Raw genomic sequence first — 17,506 nt, forward strand, 5'->3', positions numbered from 1 at the left:
TCACACCTCCGGATGGGGGATGGCGCTCGCCGCGTCCAGGGCCTGGGCGAGGTCGGCGAGAAGGTCGGCGGGATCTTCCAGGCCGATCGAGAGGCGGATGGTCGTGGGGGATATTCCGGCATCCGCCAGCTGAGCGGCGTCCAGGTGGCTGTGGGTCATCGAGGCCGGATGCGCCACGAGGCTCCGGGCGTCACCGATGTTGGCGACGAGCTTGATCAGGCGCAGCCCGTCCACCACGCGGTGGACGCGGGCACGGTCGGTGTCGGCGTTTCCCGAGGGGGCGAGGTCGAACGAGAACACGGCGGGCACGCCCCGGGGAAGATAGCGCCGTGCCGCCTCCGCCCACCGGTTGCCGGGGAGGCCGGGATGATGCACGACGGCGACGTCCGGGCGAGCGTCGAGGAAACGCGCGACCTCGAGGGCGGATGCGGTGTGCTTGGCGATGCGCAGATCCAGGGTCTCGATGCCTTGCAGCAGTTGGAACGAGTTGAACGGTGCGAGCGAGGGACCGAGGTCGTGGACGTACTTCGTCTTCAGCAGTGCGGCGAAGGCGAAGCCCTGCGGGCCGAACCGGTCCCACAGCACGATGTCGGACACCCGCGGGTACGGCTGGGTCAGCTGCGGCCAGCGCTCGGGCTCGGCACTGAAGTCGAACGACCCGATGTCGACGACGACCCCGCCCATCGAGGTGCCGTGGCCCCCGAGGTACTTGGTCGCCGAGTGCACCACGATGTCGGCGCCGAATTCGCCGGGCCGCTGCAGGTAGGGCGTGGCGACGGTGTTGTCGACGACGAGCGGCACGCCCGCGTCGTGGGCGACATCGGCGACGGCGGAGATGTCCAGCACCTGCGCGGTGGGGTTCGTCACCGACTCGGCGAAGAGCGCGCGAGTCTCGGGCCGGATGGCTGCGCGCCACGCGTCCAGGTCGTCCTGATCGACGAAGGTGACGTCGATCCCCCAGTCGGCGAAGGTCTCCTGGAGGAGATCCACCGTGCCGCCGTAGAGCTGCCGAGCCGCCACGACGTGCTGGCCTGCCTTGGCGAGTGCCAGGAGGGTGATCGCGACGGCCGCCTGCCCGGATGCCACGGCCACGGCAGCGCGTCCGCCCTCGAGGGCGGCGACACGCTCTTCGAGGATCAGCTGCGTCGGATTGGCCGAGCGGCTGTACAGGTTGCCGGCCTTCCGCAGCGCGAAGATGTCGGCGGCTTCCTGCAGCGAGGCGAACTCGTAGGCGGTGGTCTGGTAGATCGGTGGCGCGACGGCGTTCTGCGGAGTGCCGGGGGTATAGCCGCGGTGCACCTGCGACGAGGCGAAGCCCTCGCTCACAGCTGCACGCTCTCCACGATCGGGACGCGGACGTCTCCGGCGCGCAGCCTCTCCAGCCACAGCACGATCGTGGCCGCGACCGAGCGGTGCGACTGGTCGTTGAGTGCGTCGTGCAACCCTCCGACGGTCTCGACCAGATCCACCTGCGGAAGGGCCCGCAGCACCGCCCGCGCGCCGCCGACCGGAGCGATCGAGTCGGCCTGGCCGTGCACGGCGAGCACCGGCACCCGGATGCGCGCGAGATCGGCGGCATCCGGGATGGCCGTCGCGCTCGTGTCGGCGCGGGCGCGGGAGTCGGCGGACCCCAGTACCCCCAGGTGCACAGGGCATGCCGTGCGCTCGTGGGCCGCGGCCGAGGAATCGTCCGCGCCGGCGACCGGCAGGCCCGCAATGACGACGCCGTCGGCGATCGCGCTCGCCGCCACCAGCGCGAGCGCCGCCGCCGCACCGCGGTCCGATCCGACGAGCACGCGGGGGGCATCCGGCTGCGTCGCGAGCCAGTCCGCCGCATCCGCCGCCGCCGTCGCCTCGAACGCGGCCAGGACATACCCGTCGGCGGACAGCCGCCGGCCGAACCGCTCGTAGACGCCGGGGGTCTCGCCGGCGCCGGCGATCACCGCGAGCGCGCCGCGCACGCGCACCCCGGTGGGCGGGGTCCACAGGTCGGGGGCGAGGGTCGAAGGAGAGGACATGGGTTCCATTTCACCGGGGGATCGGCTGGGGAGGGCTCGTGTTGCGGTCTATTGCGGTCAGGCCGTGGTGGCGACCACGGTGCGCAACTGTGCGCGGCGGTCGCGGTCGGCCCCGGCGCCGTGCCACGTGGGCGCGGATTCGAGGAGCAGGCGCGGCTCGAGGATCAGCGCGCGGGCGATCGCGACGCGCTGCCGCTGGCCACCCGACAGATCGCCCGGACGGCGCGTCACGCCGAAGGTGATGTACCGCGCCATGCGTCTGCTCCCATCGCTGCCTGTCCTCGGGATGAGCGATCGGGGAATCCGATCCCGGACCCGCTCCGAAGATCAGGTACGCGCTCACCGGAGCGGGTTCGCCCCTCGAGGCGGCACAGCACACGGAGTCTTGCGGGGCTCCTGATCTCGGAGGATCTCATGCTCACTCACACCAAGCGCCTCACCGGCGGTTTCGCCCTGGTTCTGGCCGCGTCCTTCGCTCTCACCGCGTGTTCCATGGGCTCGGGGTCGAGCTCCACGGAGGAGAGCGAAGAGCCCATGACCGAATCCAGCGCGCCCGCCACCGAGGAGACGATGGACCCCATGGCCGACCTCGTCGGCGCCGGATGCGCGGACTACGCCGAAATGGTTCCCGACGGCGACGGCTCCGTGTCAGGCATGGCACAGGATCCCGTGGCCGTCGCCGCGTCGAACAACCCGCTCCTCACCATGCTCGCTTCGGCGGTCAGCGGAGAGCTGAACCCCGATGTGAACCTCGTCGACACGTTGAACGGGAGCGAGTTCACGGTGTTCGCGCCGGTCGATGACGCCTTCGGGAAGATCGACGCTGCGACCATCGAGACCCTGAAGACCGACAGTGACATGCTCACCTCGATCCTGACCTACCACGTGGTGCCCGGTCAGGTCGCACCCGACGACATCGCCGGGATGCACACGACCGTGCAGGGCGCCGAGGTCGAGGTCACCGGCAGCGGTGACATGCTGATGGTCAACGACGCGAGCGTCATCTGCGGTGGCGTGCAGACCGCCAACGCGACCGTGTACCTCATCGACACGGTGCTGATGCCCCCGGCCGCCTGAGCCGACCGGATAACGGCAGAACGAGGAGCGGGCGCCAGAAACGGCGCCCGCTCCTCCGACCCCAGGAAGAGGGACCGGGATGAACCGGCGAAGCGTTCCGCGGCTGTGGATGTGGATGTGGGCAGGGGTGGTCGGTGCCATCAGTGCCGCCGTGGTGCTGGCCGTCAGCGAACTCGTGGCCCTGCTGGCCGCACGCGACGCGAGCCCGCTGCTGGCGGTCGGCTCCTTCGTCGTGGATGTGGTCCCGCGCCCGCTGAAAGAGTTCGCCATCGAGACCTTCGGTGCGGCGGACAAGATCGTCCTCCTGGCCGGGCTCGGGGTGGCCGCGACCGTCGCGGCCGCACTGGCGGGCATCCTCCAGCTGCTCCGCCCGCCCGTCGGCGCGATCGTCCTCGGCGCCGGTGCCGCCGTGGCCACCGCGGCCATCGTCACCCGATCCGGTGCCACCCTCCTCTCGTGGATCCCGCCGATCGTCGGCGGGATCGCCGGTATCGCCGTCCTGGTCCTCCTGACCGGGCGACTCCGCCGGTGGGCGACGGCGGCCGCCGCACGCCCTGCCGCAGCGGCCGACGACGAACCGCGCGACGACACGGCGGAGGACTCCGCCGTGCGGGTCGACCGCCGGTCGTTCTTCACGATCACGGCGCTGGTCGCCGCATCCGCCGTCGTGGTGGGGATCGGCGCCCGCGCCATCAACGCGGTCTCCAGTTCCGTGGCGGCCCTTCGCGACGCCGTGCGGCTGCCTTCGCCGCGCTCGCGGGTCGCCGTGCCGGCCGGTTCGGAACTCGACATCCCCGGGCTCACCCCCCTGTTCACCCCCAACGACGAGTTCTACCGGGTCGACACCGCCCTGACCGTCCCCGCCATCGACCCCGATCAGTGGCGCCTGGTCGTGGACGGGATGGTGTCGCGGCGGGTCGAGCTGACCTTCGCCGACCTTCTCGAGATGGGGCTCGACGAATACGCCATCACCCTCACGTGCGTCTCCAACGAGGTGGGCGGAGAACTCGTGGGCAACGCCACGTGGCTCGGTGTTCCTCTTCGTGACATCCTGCAGATGGCGGGGCCCTCGTCCGACGCCGACATGCTGCTCTCCCGCAGCGTCGACGGGTACACCGCCAGCACCCCGCTCGCCGCGGTGACCGATCCCGGCATCGACGCCATCCTGGCCGTCGGGATGAACGGGGAGCCGCTGCCGCTGGAACATGGATTCCCGGTGCGGATGGTCGTGCCCGGACTGTACGGATACGTATCCGCCACGAAGTGGCTGACCGGGCTGACCGTGACGACATTCGCCCAGGATGAGGCGTACTGGACGCCCCGCGGCTACAGCGCCGAAGCGCCGATCAAGTTCTCCTCCCGCGTGGACACGCCCAAGATCGGCGCGGCGTTACCGGCGGGACGCGTGCCGATCGCCGGGGTCGCCTGGGCGCAGACCGTCGGCATCCAGCGGGTCGAGGTCAGTATCGACGACGGCGCGTGGCAGGAGACGACGCTGTCGGTCCCGCTCAACGACGACACGTGGGTGCAGTGGGTCATGGAGTGGGACGCCACGCCCGGCACCCATTACCTCAGCGTGCGCGCCACCGACAAGAACGGCCAGCTGCAGATCGAGGAGTCCGCCCCGATCGCGCCGAACGGGTCGTCCGGCTGGCAGCGCACCCTCGTCACCGTCACCTAGGTCGCCCGGCCGTCACCGGCCAGAATGGGACGATGTCGTCTTCCCCCTGGACCCGCCCGGCGTCCTTCACCACCCGGCCCACCCTCACCGGCACGTACGGGATGACCGCCTCGACGCATTGGCTGGCCACCGGGACGGCTCAGAGCGTGCTCGAGCGCGGCGGCAACGCGTTCGATGCGGCAGTGGCAGGTTGCTTCGTCCTTCATGTCGCCGAGCCGCACCTGAACGGCCCGGCGGGCGACCTCGTCGGGCTGGTCGCCGCGGAGGGCACCGCTCCGCGTGTGCTGTCGGGCCAGGGGCCCGCTCCCGCCGCCGCGACCATCGCGCACTATCGCGGGCTGGGACTGGACACCGTACCCGGCGCCGGCGGCCTGGCCGCGGCCATCCCGGGTGCCTTTCCGGCTCTGCTCCTCCTCTTGCGCGAGTACGGCACATGGGAGTTCGCCGATGTCGTGGCGTATGCGATCGAGTACGCCGACCACGGTGTGCCGGTGGTACCGAGCTGGGCGCGGACGGTCGGCGCGGTCGCCGACCTGTTCCGTGAGCACTGGCCCACGTCCGCGGCGCTGTGGATGCCGGACGGCCGGGTTCCCGCGGCAGGGGAGACGTTCCGCAACCCGCGCTGGGCCGACGCGCTGCGTCGGCTGTCCGCCGCATCCGCGGGGGGATCGTCGCGGGCCGAGCGCATCGACGGGGTGCTCCGCGAATGGCGCGAGGGATTCGTCGCGGATGAGCTCACCGCGTTCCTGCGCGAACCGCACCGGCACTCCGACGGTGGATCGTACGCCGGTGTCCTCAGCGCGGACGACCTGCGCGGGTACGACGCGGCCTGGGAGCAACCCGTCGCGTACCGCTTCCGCGGAGTGGAGGTCGTCAAGGCGCCGGCCTGGGGTTCGGGACCCGTGCTGCTGCAGGCGCTCGCCATCCTCTCCGTCTTCCCCGACGACGCCCTCGACCCCTCCACCGCGCAGGGTGCCCACCTCGTGATCGAGGCGTTCAAGCTCGCGTTCGCCGACCGGGAGGCCTACTACGGCGAAGATGCCCGCGATGTGCTGGAGGTCGTGCTCAGCGACGATTACGCCCGCTCACGCGCCGCTCAGATCACCGACGTGGCCAGCCCCGAGTGGCGTCCGGGATCCATTCCGGGACGGGCGCCGTTCGTCCCTCCCCTGTTCGCCCAGCCGTCCGCGCAGGGCGGCAGCGTGGGCGAGCCGACCGTGCGCGCGTCGGGGGAGACCCGTGGCGACACGTGTCACCTGGATGTCGTGGACGCTGCCGGCAACATCGCCAGCATCACCCCGTCCGGCGGCTGGCTGCAGTCGTCGCCGGTCGTGCCGGGGCTCGGGCTCGCGGCGGGCACGCGTCTGCAGATGACGTGGCTGGACGAGAGCGCCCCGGCCGCTCTCCGGCCCGGCGCGCGCCCGCGCACGACCCTCTCCCCGACGCTGCTGGTCCGCGGCGGGGCGGTGGTCGAAGCGCTCGGCACACCGGGCGGTGACCAGCAGGACCAGTGGCAGCTGCCGTACCTGCTCCGCCGCATCCTGGGCGGGTACTCGGCCCAGGCGGCGATCGATGCCCCGGCCTTCCACACGACCCACCTCCCCAGCTCGTTCTGGCCGCGCGCGTGGGAGCCGCGGGGCGTCGTCGCGGAGGATCGCCTCGGCCCCGCGGTGACGGACGACCTGCGCTCCCGGGGCCACGACGTGACCGTTGTCGACGGCTGGTCGCTCGGGCGTCTTTCCGCGGTGTCGCGCGAGCCCGGCACCGGCGTCCTGTCGGCCGCGGCGAACCCTCGCGGCGCTGCCGGTTACGCCGCCGGCCGCTGACCTCGCCTCGCGCCCGCCCCCGGCACCGGGATGAAACGGACGCGCGGGGCCGTTTGTCAATCCCTCCCCTTCGGCCACGGAACTGCGGTGGGCTGGAGGCAGTTGACCAACACGAGGAGTGACATGGTTCAGATCATCGAAACGATCGACGTCGACGTGCCCGTGAGCACGGCCTACAACCAGTGGACGCAGTTCGAGACGTTTCCGTCGTTCCTGGACGAGGTCGTGTCGATCGAGCAGCGCGACGCCACCCACCTGCACTGGAAGGTGAAGGTCGGCCCCGCCGAGCGCGAGTTCGACGCCGAAGTCACCGAGCAGCACCCCGACGAGCGCGTCGCGTGGCGCAGTGTCGGCGGGGAGACCGAGCACGCCGGAGTCGTGACCTTCCACAAGCTCACCGACACCTCCACGCGCGTGACCGTGCAGATCGACTGGGAGCCCGAGGGGCTCCTGGAGAAGGTCGGCTCGCTCGTGGGCGTCGGCCAGCACGCCGTCAAGAAGGATCTCAAGAACTTCAAGGAGTTCATCGAGAGCCGCGGCGCCGAGACCGGCCAGTGGCGCGAAGACGTCCCGCGCTGACATTCCCTGACCAACGGCGCCCCGGTTGTCGACGCTTCGGCACCGGGGCGCCGTGGTGTGTTTACTCGCGCGCGGATCGACACGGACGGAGGACACCATGAGCGGACAGGACACCGCTGAGCCCGAGGCGCGGGTGCGCCCCATCGAGGCGCGCGACGCGGGGGAGGTGTTGACGCTCCAGCGGGCGGCGTTCGTGTCGGAGGCCCTCATCTACGGCAGCGCCGACATGCCTCCGCTGACTCAGACGCTGGAAGAGGTCGAGGCCGAGTTGCAGGACAACCTCGGATGCGTCGCCCTGCAGGGCGAGCGCATGGTCGCCGCCGCCCGGGCGCGGCTCGACGGCGACCTGCTGCTCATCGGCCGCATCGCCGTGGCGCCCGACATCCAGGGTGCCGGGTTGGGCTCGTTGATCCTCCACGCCGTCGAAGACCGCGGCAGGAAGGCCGGCGCGACGGAGTCCGAGCTGTTCACCGGCAGTCTGAGCGAAGCGAACCTCCGGCTGTACACGCGAGAGGGCTATCAGGAGACCGAGCGTGCCGGCGGCGAATCCGGCGAGGACCAGATCTTCCTCCGTAAGCGCCTCGTGCCCTGACGGCGGCCGTTTCCCTAGCGGCTCGAACCGCCGCTGCCGAAGACATGCACCGGACGACCCTGCGCGAGACCCTCGACGGCGAACAGCGAACCGCTCAGCGGTGCAGCCGCGAGCTGATCGTCGGTCATGTTCTCCCGCGCAGTGCCGATGAACAGCGTGCCGTGCTCGGGATCGCCGAAGGCCACGGAGGTGACCCGGGGGGCGGGGACGGCGACGCTCCCCACCGGCTGTCCGTCCGGACTCCACTGCACGACTTCGCCGTCGCCGTAGATGCCGTTCCAGAACGACCCTGTCGTGTCCATCGCGATGCCGTCGGAGTCGCGTCCGCGCAGATACGGCTCGAGGTCGCCGAGCGGATCCTTGCCCGGGCCGTAGGAGGCACGGTAGACGGTCTGCGTCTCGGTGTCGGTGACGTACATGACGTCGCCGGAGTCCGACCATTCCATCCCGTTCGGGATGGTGAAGCCGTCGTGCAGCATCCATGCCTCACCGTCGGCGGTGAAGATGTAGACGGCGCCGTTCGGCTCGCCCGCGCCATCCATGGAACCGACGACGAAACGCCCGAACGGGTCGACCTTGCCCTCGTTGAAACGCGACTCGCGATGGGCGTGCCGCACGTGCGCGATCGTCCGCCCGAGCGTTCCGTCGGGGTAGAGCTCGACGATGCGGTCCTTCAGCGCGGCCACGTAGCCGCCGCCGGCCGCAGGCTGGACGGCGCTGACCGGAGCGGGAAGGGCGCTGACGCGATCCTCCGACCCGTCGACCGGGCCGTCCAGGCGCGCGCGGTGGAACGTCCCCGCCTCGATGTCCACCCATGCCAATTCTTCGGTGCGTTCGTCCCAGAAGATGCTCTCGGGGACCACGGACTGCAGCTGACGGAACAGACGGGGTTCAGCGTTCATCGAGCACCTCCGGGGGGACGAGATCGCGGATGGTCAGGGCGGCGCTCACCACGGCGAGGTGACTGAGCGCCTGCGGCACGTTGCCCCAGAAGCCGCCGTCGTGCTCGGAGATCATCTCGGCGAAGATGCCGACGTCGTTCGCGCGCGCGACCAGGTCGTCCATCGCCGCGACGGCCTCCTCGTGCCGGCCGATGCACGCCAGGGCCGACACCCGCCAGAACGCCGAGGCGACGAACGTGTGCTCTTCCTGATCCATCCCGGTGTAGCGGTACAGCAGTGCCCCGGCGCTCAGGTCGCGTGTGATGGCGTCGATGGTGGCGGCCATGCGCTCGCCGCGGTCGAAGCCGCTCTCGGCATGCAGCAGCACGGAGGTGTCGAGGTCGGTCGTCCCGGGGTACATGACGTAGCTTCCCGCCGCCTCCGACCAGCCGTATCGCCCGATCCACTGCGCGATCCGGTCGCGTTCGGAGCGCCAGCGGTCGGGGCTTCCGGGTATGGCGTCGCGCTCGGCAAGGAAGACCGCGTCGTTGAGCGCCTGCCAGCATCCCATCTTCGACGACGTGTAATGGCGGACGGTGGGAAGCTCCCACATCCCCGAATCCGGCTGACGCCACAGATCGCACGTGCGATCGGCCATGGCCGCGAGCGACCGACCCGTCGCGACGTCGAGGATGTTTCCCCCGTCGACGTACGTGCGACAGATGGCGAAGAGGTCGCCGTAGACACCGAGCTGAAGCTGCGCGCGGGCCGGGTTGCCGGTGACCACCGGGCCGATGCCCTGCCAGCCGTCGACGTCGTACTCCACGGTACCGTCGGTGACCTCGCCGCGCAGCGAATAGAACACGTGCAGCTCGGGGCCGTTGCGCCGGATGGTCTGCAGCAGCCACGAGATGGCGGCATGCGTCTCCTCGCGAAGCCCGAACCTCACCAGAGCGTGGGTGGTGTACGCCAGGTCGCGCACCCACGCGAAGCGGTAGTCCCAGTTCTTGCCGCCGCCGGCGCTCTCGGGCAGGGAGGTGGTGGCAGCGGCGGCGATGGCGCCGGTGGGGGCGTAGACGAGGAGCTTGAGCGCCAGGGCGCTGCGCTGCACGGCCGCCTGCCACGGTCCCTCGTAGGAGAACTCTCGAGACCATGCGCGCCAGGCGTCGATGGTGCGGTCGATCCCTCGCTGCACGTTGCCCGGGTCGGGCAGATGCAGCGGCTCGCCGTCGGTGGCCACGAGGATCAGAACGGCCGACGAGTCGGGGGCCGTCGTGAAGGAGCCGTGCATGGCGGGACCGGCGTCGCCGTCGCGTTCGGCGTGCGGGGTGCCGAACCCCTCACCCACCACGGCCAGGGAGATGTCGCCGGCCCGCAGGATCGCGACCCCCTCCCGCTCCTCGATCCACGGAGCCGCCGTCTGCAGACGCGTCCCGGGCTGGATGCGCCACTGGAAGCGCACGCGGCCCTCGACGCCCTCGATCCGCCGGGCGAGCTCCGCCCACGGCAGGCGCCCGGCGACGCCGGTGACCATCGCATCCGTCACGCGGGCACGCCCGGACGCGGTGATGAATGTCGTCTCCAGCACGTTGGTGCTCGGGATGTAGCGGCGCTGGACCGAGTACTCCGCATCCGGGGCCAGCTCGATGCGTCCGCCGGTGTGATCATCCAGGAGCCCGGCGAACACCGGCACCGAATCGAGGTGGGGGAGCGGCAGCCAGTCGATCTGCCCCCGTCGCCCCACCAGCGCGACCGTACGGCCGTCGCCGATCGGCGCATACTCGCGCAGGTCGGCGTGCCGGGACGGAGAGGAGGGCATGCAGCCACGGTAGGGAACGCGCGGGCTCCCGGGCGCCGGGGTTGCGCGCGCCACGCGCGGGCAGTAGGGCCGCATAGCAACGGGGAACGGCACCGACAAGCCCCGGCCACCTGGCTCGCTCCCCGCGTAGCGTCGCATACGTCTCGTTCCCGACTGCAAGGAGAACACCATGGCCACCACGACCGAAAAGGCCGCCGCACCCGCCAAGGACGCCCCCACCCGCAACCGCCGCCGCCCGGCGCGCGGCGGCTCCGGCGCCGGCTTGACCAAGGAGGAGAACGCCGAGCACGGCTTCACCGCATCCGCCGATCTGAGCGAGAACCTGCAGAAGGTGCTCGTCGACCTCATCGAGCTGTCGATCCAGGGCAAGCAGGCGCACTGGAACGTCGTCGGCCGGAACTTCCGCGACACCCATCTGCAGCTGGACGAGGTCATCGAGTCCGCGCGCGAGTTCAGCGACACCGTCGCCGAGCGCATGCGTTCGCTGCACGCCCTGCCCGACGGTCGCAGCGACACCGTCGCCGAGACGACGACCCTGCCGGAGTTCCCGCAGGGCGAGATCGACACGGCCGAAGTGATCGACCTCATCACCGAGCGTCTGGATGCGGTCACGACGACGTGCCGCGAGGTGCACGACGACGTGGATGAGGAAGACCCCACCAGCGCCGACATCCTCCACGCCGTCCTCGAGCGCCTCGAGCAGCTGTCGTGGATGGTCAGCGCCGAGAACCGCACGCCCTCCAGCCGCAAGGCCTAGCCGCCGAGGTGCCCCGCCGCAACCCCCGCGGCGGGGCCGCCTCCCGCTCCTAGCGTGGCGGGCATGGCTGACATGTACACCGCCCAGGACCCCACGACGCAGTACCCCCGCCCCCCGTTCCCCCCGCAGCAGCAGTCGGGCCCGGGCGACATCCACAAGATGGACCCGGCTCCCGACCACGGCGAGAGCACCTACATCGGGCTCGGCCGGCTGCCCGGGCGGAAGGCCCTGATCACCGGCGCGGACTCCGGCATCGGGCGAGCCATCGCGATCGCCTACGCCCGTGAGGGCGCCGACGTCGCCCTCAGCTACCTGCCCGAGGAGCAGTCCCAGGCCGAGGAGGTGGCCGCGCTCATCGAGAAGGAGGGGCGCACCGCCGTGCTGCTGCCCGGTGACCTCCAGGTGGAGCAGACCAACGTGGACGTCGTCGAGAAGGCCGTCGACGGACTCGGGGGCCTGGACATCCTCGTCATCAACGCCGGCACGATGCCCACGGTGGACAGCATCGACGATTTCGAGACGAAGACACTCGACCACGTCGTGAAGGCCAACATCTATCCGCTGTTCTGGCTCACGAAGGCCGCGTCGCCGCACCTGAAGCCCGGCGCGGCGATCATCACCACCTCGAGCATCCAGGGCTTCCAGCCGTCGCCCTCGCTCGCGGAGTACGCGGTGTCGAAGGCGGGCATCGCGAACTGGACCCGGGCCCTCTCGCAGCAGCTCATCGAGCGCGGCATCCGCGTCAACGGCGTTGCGCCGGGGCCGGTGTGGACGCCGTTGCAGCCGGCGTTCGTGCCCAACGAGAAGATCGAGGAGTTCGGCGCGGAGACGCCGATCGGCCGGGCCGCTCAGCCTGTCGAGCTCGCCCCCGCGTTCGTCTTCCTCGCTTCGCAGGAGTCCAGCTACATCATCGGCGAGACCATCGCCGTGACGGGCGGCATGCCGGTGCACTAGCCATGCGGCAGTGGTCCGGCGGCGGCCGGCGGTGGCCGGACCGGTCGCCTGAGCCTCCGAGCCCGTTCAGAATTCAGGAGATTCCGGCGCTCGGCGGCCCTTCCGGCGTCGGGCTACGGCGTGTCTCCTGAGTTGTGAACGGGTGACGGCCGGGGAGCCGCCGGCGCTCAGCGCCCGTTCGGGCGTCGGGCTACGGCGTGTCTCCGGCATTCCGCGCGCTGCGGCGGGAGGAAACGACCTTGGCGGTGGCGCGCTGCTCGGCCTCGAGCCGCTCGGCCTCCGCGCCGCCGATGGCTTCGCCGCGTGCGACGAGCCCGGCGACATCCGAGAGCGGGATCTGCCTGAGGAAGAGCGCGAGGATGAGCGCGATGGCGATGAACGGGATGAGGTACCAGAACACCGGCGCCAGCGCGTCGGCGTAGGCGGTGACCACGCCCTCGCGGACGGGCTCGGGCAGAGCGTTCAAGGTGGCCGGATCGATGGTGGCGGTCGCCTGACCGGCTTGGGCGGCGGATGCCCCGGCATCGGTGAAGACCGCCGTGAGGTTCTCGGTGAGGCGGGTGGTGAACAGCGTCCCGAAGACGGCCGTGCCGAGGGCCGCGCCCACCTCGCGGAAGTGGTTGTTCGTGCTGGTGGCGGTGCCGATGTCGGCGGCGGGAACCGCGTTCTGCACGACCAGCACGACCACCTGCATGATGAGGCCGAGACCCGCCCCGAACACGAACAGGTACACGCAGATGAGCCAGATCGGGGTGGATGCGGCGAGGGTCGTCATCGCGGCCATGGCGGCGCCGGTCACGATCGTGCCGAGGATCGGGAAGAGCTTGTACCGTCCCGTGCGCGTGATGAGGAGCCCCGAGACGATCGAGGTGCCCAGGAGGCCCACCATCATCGGCAGCATCAGGAGGCCGGACTCGGCAGCGGACGTGCGCGAGGACATCTGCAGGAACGTCGGGATGAACCCGATGGCGGCGAACATGCTGATACCCAGCGCCAGGCCGATCGCGGTCGCGTTCACGAACACGGGGTTGCGGAACATCGACAGCGGCATGATCGGATCCGCCGCGCGCGACTCCGTGAAGATGAACAGCGCAGCGGACACGACGAGTCCGAGACACCACGCCCACGTGGCCATCGACTCCCAGCCGAAGTCGGAGTCGCCGCCGAAGTCGGTGAAGAAGATCAGGCACGTCGTGGCGGCGGAGAGGAACAGCACGCCCAGCCAGTCGATCGGCTTGTCCGCCTTCTTGTCCGGCAGGCGCAGGGCGAACACGGCGATCAGGAACGCGATGATGCCGACGGGGATGTTGATGTAGAAAGCCCACTGCCAGGTCATGTGGTCGACGAAGAAACCGCCCAGGAGGGGGCCCGCGACCGCGGAGAGACCGAAGACGCCGCCGAGCGGTCCGAGGTACTTGCCGCGCTCGGAGGCGGGCACGATGTCGGCGATGATCGCCTGCGAGAGGATGATGAGGCCGCCGCCGCCGAGTCCCTGGATGGCGCGGAAGGTGACGAACATCCAGAAGTCGGTCGCGAAGGCACAGGCCACCGAGGCGAGCGTGAAGATCGCGATCGCGATCATGAACAGGCGCCGGCGACCGAGGATGTCGCCGAACTTGCCGTAGACGGGCATGACGATCGTGGTCGCGAGGATGTAGGCCGTGGTGATCCACACCTGATGCGACACCCCGCCGAGCTCTCCCACGATCGTCGGCATCGCGGTCGAGACGATCGTCTGGTCGAGGCTGGCCAGCAGCATCCCGGCGATGAGCGCCGAGAAGATGATCCAGATGCGTCGCTGGGTCAGCAGGAGCGGTGCCGCGCCCGGCGGCGTGGTGGCGGTGGGAGAGGTGGTCATGGGCGTCCTGTCGGGGCGTGCTGATCGGTGAACAGTTCGTTGGCGGCGGTGAGGCGCCGCGAGAAGATCTGGGCGAAGGTGTCTGTGTTGGTCGGCTGGAGCAGTTCGTCGGCGGTCGCACGCGACAGCGCGGCGAAGATCTGCGCGGCGGCCACCGCCCGGAGATCCCCGTCGGCGAGTCCTTCGCGGAGGGCGATCAGCCGGGCATCGTCCTGCTCGCGCTCGTGGACGAGTGCCACGAGTCGGGCGAGGAGTCTCGGCTCGCGTTCGACGGCCGCGCCGAGGTCGGCGATGGTCTCCGGGGCGGTGTCCATGGTGTGCCAGCGCGCGTCGGCGAGGTCGACGAGGTCGGAGAGCAGGGTGGGGGAGATCGCTGTGCCCGCGGGGCGCTGGGCCCCCGCATCCAGGAAGCGCCTGACCGCCTCGACGTCTTCGCGTTCGAGGGGAATGCCCAGGACGGCGTCTTCCTTCGAGGCGAAGTAGTTGAAGAACGTGCGGCGGGAGATCCCCACCTCGGTGCACAGCTGCTCGATGGTGAAGCCCGCCAGGCCACTCGCCGCGGTGACCCGCCGCGCCGCCGTCATGAGATGGCGCGTCGTCTCCGCCCGCTGCCGCCCGCGCAGGCCCGTTGCACTATCGGTCACAAAGTGCAGTATTGCACTCCCGCAGCATTAGTGCAAAATTCCCCCAGTCGAGTCGCCACGAAACGCGCGAAATGCCGCCCGCAGCGCACGAATTGTGGCGAGTCGACGGGGGTTAGAGGGCCTCGAGGGCCTGCGTCACGTCGGCGCGGAGATCATCGAGTGCCTCGATGCCCACCGAGAGGCGCACGACCTCGGGCGGCACGGCCAGCTCGGTCCCGCGCACCGATGCGTGGGTCATCTCGTCGGGGTAGTTCACGAGCGACTCCACACCGCCCAGCGACTCCGCGAGCTGGAACAGGCGCAGGGATTCCGCGAAGCGGCGGGCGGATGCGGCGTCCGCGAGCGCGACCGAGACGATCCCGCCGAAGGCCGACATCTGGGCCGCGGCGATCTCGTGACCGGGGTGCGCTCGGAGCCCGGGGTAGTAGACACGCGTGACCCGGTCGTGCCCGGCGAGGAACTCCGCCAGTGCCTGCGCGTTCTCACTGTGCCGCTGCATCCGAAGCCCCAGGGTCTTGATGCCGCGGGAGGTCAGCCAGGCGTCCATGGGTCCCGAGACCGCGCCGGCGGCGAACTGCAGGAACCGCACCTTCTCCGCCAGCTCGTCGTCGTCGAGGATGAGCGCGCCGCCGACGACATCGGAGTGGCCCCCCAGGTACTTCGTGGTCGAGTGCACGACCACGTCGGCGCCGTGGGCGAGCGGACGCTGCAGCGCCGGGGAGGCGAAGGTGTTGTCGACGACGACGAGAGCGCCGGAGTCGTGACCCCGCCGCGCGAGCCCGGCGATGTCGGTCACGCGCAGCAGCGGGTTGCTCGGCGTCTCGACCCACAGGATCTGGGGCGGGCGCTCGGCCAGGGCACGCGAGACCGCGTCGAGGTCGCTCATGTCGACCACGCGCAGCGTGATGCCCCACGGGCCGAGGATGCGGGCCAGGAGCCGGTACGTCCCGCCGTACACGTCATTGCCGAGCAGCACCTCGTCGCCGGGCTGCAGTGCCGCCCGCAGCAGCGCGTCCTCGGCGGCGAGCCCGGAGGCGAACGACAGCCCGTGCCGGCCCCCCTCGAGTGCCGCCAACTGCTCCTCGAGCGCGGTGCGCGTGGGGTTGCCGCTGCGGCCGTACTCGTACCCCGCGCGGAGGTTGCCGATGCCGTCCTGGACGTAGGTGGTCGAGAAATGCACGGGCGGGATCACGGCGCCGGTGCCGGGGTCGGCCGACTGCCCGGCGTGGACGGCCAGGCTGTCGAACGCCAGTCCCTCGCCGGCCGAAGCGAAGGCCGAGGCGTCGGACGCCGGGCCGTCGGGGGCAAGCCCGTCGGCGGCCGATCCGTCGGAGGAATGTGCGGCGGAATCGGCGGTCACGAGGAGGCTCCTTCAGGGGCGGGGGAGAGATCGGCGGGAGTCAGGACCGCCACCGGGCGGCCGGCGCTGGCGACGAGCACGGCATCGGCGGTCTCGAGGAGGGCGCGGGCCTCGTTCTCGGGCGTCCCGACACCCACGAGCGGGAGGGGGTCGCCGGCGAGGTCGGCGACGGGGGTGCCGGGGGATGCGGCGCGCAGGGTGCTCTCGCGAACCGCGCCGGACACCTCGCCGAGGACGGGGTCGGCTGCCGATGCCACGGGCGCGGCCGGCACGCCGCCCCGGTGCAGCGCCGTCAGAGCATCCGCCGCTGTCATGGACGGGGTGACCACGGGGAGAACCCGGTCACCGCGTTCGGCGAGCAGGTCGGCGACCGTGCGGCCGGGCGCGGCCGGGTCGACGGCGAACCCGTGCGCCAGCATCCACGAGTCGTTGAAGACCTTGGCGAGGTACCCGCGCCCGGAGTCGGGAAGGAGCACCACGACGACCGCGTCGGCGGGGAGGTCGCGCGCGACACGGAGGGCGGCGGCGACGGCCATTCCGCTCGACCCGCCCACGAGGAGACCCTCCTCGCGGGCGAGACGACGGGTCATCGCGAACGCTTCGCCGTCGTCCACTGCCTCGACGGCGTCCACGACGGCGGGATCGTACGCGCCGGGCCAGAAGTCTTCGCCGACGCCCTCGACGAAGTAGGGCCGCCCCGTCCCGCCGGAGTAGACCGACCCTTCCGGATCGGCCCCGATGATGCGGACGGCCCCGCCCGAGACCTCCCGGAGGAAGCGACCCGTGCCGCTGATGGTGCCGCCGGTGCCGACGCCCGTGACGAAGTGCGTGATGGCCCCGTCGGTGTCGCGCCAGATCTCCGGCCCGGTCGTCTCGTAGTGACTGAGCGGTCCGTTGGGGTTGTCGTACTGGTTCGGCATGAAGGCGCCGGGCGTCTCGGCCACGATGCGCCGCGACACGCTGTAGTAGGAGCGCGGGTCATCGGGAGCCACCGCGGTGGGAGCCACGACGACCTCCGCGCCGTACGCGCGGAGCACCGCGCGCTTGTCGTCGGCCACCTTGTCGGGCACGACGAAGACGCAGCGATATCCGCGCTGCTGGGCGAAGAGCGCGAGGCCCACGCCGGTGTTGCCGCTCGTCGGCTCGACGATGGTGCCGCCGGGCCGGAGCGCTCCGCTGCGCTCGGCCGCGTCGATGATGTTCGCCGCGATGCGGTCTTTCGAAGAGCCACCGGGATTGACGAACTCGATCTTCGCCAGGACCGTGGCGGCGATGCCCTCGGCGACACGGTTCAGACGGACGAGGGGGGTGTTGCCGATCAGGTCGGTCACGCTCGAGGCGTAGCGCACGGGTGCAATCCTTCGGTGTGCCGCGCGTCGGCGCGGGCGCTGTCAGTGGTCGTCGGAGAGAGAGCGAACGCGCTCAGCGACAACAACGACAGGTCTGCACGGCACCAGTGT

General features: G+C 70.9%; 16 protein-coding genes. 7 read left to right on the top strand and 9 right to left on the bottom strand.

Going from position 1 to position 17,506, the window contains the following annotated elements; all coding sequences use genetic code 11:
- The 3 genes from AC2DFQ_RS06570 to AC2DFQ_RS06580 are packed head-to-tail and all read right to left on the bottom strand — an operon-like array spanning nt 1 to nt 2,273.
- Complete coding sequence (locus AC2DFQ_RS06570; protein ID WP_484533334.1) at nt 1-1,326, bottom strand: O-acetylhomoserine aminocarboxypropyltransferase/cysteine synthase family protein; 1,326 nt, start codon at nt 1,324-1,326, stop codon at nt 1-3.
- Complete coding sequence (locus AC2DFQ_RS06575; RefSeq protein ID WP_484533335.1) at nt 1,323-2,018, bottom strand: alpha/beta hydrolase; 696 nt, start codon at nt 2,016-2,018, stop codon at nt 1,323-1,325. The genes AC2DFQ_RS06570 and AC2DFQ_RS06575 overlap by 4 nt, the downstream gene beginning before the upstream one ends.
- A 57-nt stretch (nt 2,019-2,075) precedes the next feature.
- On the bottom strand, nt 2,076-2,273 hold the full coding sequence (locus AC2DFQ_RS06580) for an ATP-binding cassette domain-containing protein (protein WP_484533336.1): 198 nt from the start codon (nt 2,271-2,273) through the stop codon (nt 2,076-2,078).
- 159 nt (nt 2,274-2,432) lie between these two features.
- On the opposite strand from AC2DFQ_RS06580, the gene AC2DFQ_RS06585 reads away from it, so the two are divergent.
- The 5 genes from AC2DFQ_RS06585 (at nt 2,433) to AC2DFQ_RS06605 (ending at nt 7,773) form a co-directional block, all read left to right on the top strand.
- Nucleotides 2,433-3,095: a fasciclin domain-containing protein gene (locus AC2DFQ_RS06585; RefSeq protein ID WP_484508388.1), complete on the top strand. Its 663-nt coding sequence runs from the start codon at nt 2,433-2,435 to the stop codon at nt 3,093-3,095.
- A 79-nt stretch (nt 3,096-3,174) separates the two neighbouring features.
- Entirely contained in the window at nt 3,175-4,776 is a 1,602-nt protein-coding gene (locus AC2DFQ_RS06590; RefSeq protein ID WP_484533337.1) for a molybdopterin-dependent oxidoreductase, read from the top strand.
- A gap of 32 nt (nt 4,777-4,808) precedes the next feature.
- Entirely contained in the window at nt 4,809-6,602 is a 1,794-nt protein-coding gene (locus AC2DFQ_RS06595; RefSeq protein ID WP_484533338.1) for a gamma-glutamyltransferase family protein, read from the top strand.
- Nucleotides 6,603-6,725: 123 nt separating this feature from the next.
- A complete protein-coding gene (locus AC2DFQ_RS06600) occupies nt 6,726-7,181 on the top strand; it encodes an SRPBCC family protein (RefSeq protein ID WP_484508391.1) in 456 nt (151 codons plus the stop codon).
- A 97-nt stretch (nt 7,182-7,278) separates the two neighbouring features.
- Nucleotides 7,279-7,773, top strand: a complete 495-nt coding sequence (locus tag AC2DFQ_RS06605) for a GNAT family N-acetyltransferase (protein WP_484533339.1) — start codon at nt 7,279-7,281, stop codon at nt 7,771-7,773.
- 14 nt (nt 7,774-7,787) lie between these two features.
- Here the strand turns inward: AC2DFQ_RS06605 and AC2DFQ_RS06610 are convergent, their stop codons facing one another.
- Complete coding sequence (locus AC2DFQ_RS06610) at nt 7,788-8,675, bottom strand: SMP-30/gluconolactonase/LRE family protein (RefSeq protein WP_484533340.1); 888 nt, start codon at nt 8,673-8,675, stop codon at nt 7,788-7,790.
- On the bottom strand, nt 8,665-10,473 hold the full coding sequence (locus AC2DFQ_RS06615; protein WP_484508394.1) for a glycoside hydrolase family 15 protein: 1,809 nt from the start codon (nt 10,471-10,473) through the stop codon (nt 8,665-8,667). The genes AC2DFQ_RS06610 and AC2DFQ_RS06615 overlap by 11 nt, the downstream gene beginning before the upstream one ends.
- A gap of 169 nt (nt 10,474-10,642) precedes the next feature.
- Between AC2DFQ_RS06615 and AC2DFQ_RS06620 the strand changes: the two genes are divergently transcribed.
- Together AC2DFQ_RS06620 and AC2DFQ_RS06625 are read left to right on the top strand one after the other, a co-directional pair.
- Nucleotides 10,643-11,230: a Dps family protein gene (locus tag AC2DFQ_RS06620; protein WP_484533341.1), complete on the top strand. Its 588-nt coding sequence runs from the start codon at nt 10,643-10,645 to the stop codon at nt 11,228-11,230.
- A 63-nt stretch (nt 11,231-11,293) separates the two neighbouring features.
- A complete protein-coding gene (locus tag AC2DFQ_RS06625; RefSeq protein WP_484533342.1) occupies nt 11,294-12,184 on the top strand; it encodes an SDR family oxidoreductase in 891 nt (296 codons plus the stop codon).
- Nucleotides 12,185-12,374: 190 nt separating this feature from the next.
- Here AC2DFQ_RS06625 and AC2DFQ_RS06630 read toward each other — a convergent pair whose 3' ends face one another.
- The 4 genes from AC2DFQ_RS06630 to AC2DFQ_RS06645 form a co-directional block, all read right to left on the bottom strand.
- A complete protein-coding gene (locus tag AC2DFQ_RS06630; RefSeq protein WP_484533343.1) occupies nt 12,375-14,042 on the bottom strand; it encodes an MDR family MFS transporter in 1,668 nt (555 codons plus the stop codon).
- Nucleotides 14,039-14,686, bottom strand: a complete 648-nt coding sequence (locus AC2DFQ_RS06635) for a TetR/AcrR family transcriptional regulator (RefSeq protein ID WP_484533344.1) — start codon at nt 14,684-14,686, stop codon at nt 14,039-14,041. The genes AC2DFQ_RS06630 and AC2DFQ_RS06635 overlap by 4 nt, the downstream gene beginning before the upstream one ends.
- Before the next feature lie 112 nt (nt 14,687-14,798).
- Nucleotides 14,799-15,938, bottom strand: a complete 1,140-nt coding sequence (locus AC2DFQ_RS06640) for a cystathionine gamma-synthase (protein ID WP_484533543.1) — start codon at nt 15,936-15,938, stop codon at nt 14,799-14,801.
- 104 nt (nt 15,939-16,042) lie between these two features.
- A complete protein-coding gene (locus tag AC2DFQ_RS06645; RefSeq protein ID WP_484533345.1) occupies nt 16,043-17,395 on the bottom strand; it encodes a cystathionine beta-synthase in 1,353 nt (450 codons plus the stop codon).
- Nucleotides 17,396-17,506: the final 111 nt, after the last annotated feature.

The sequence above is a fragment of the Microbacterium sp. Z11_20 genome, from assembly GCF_057197605.1.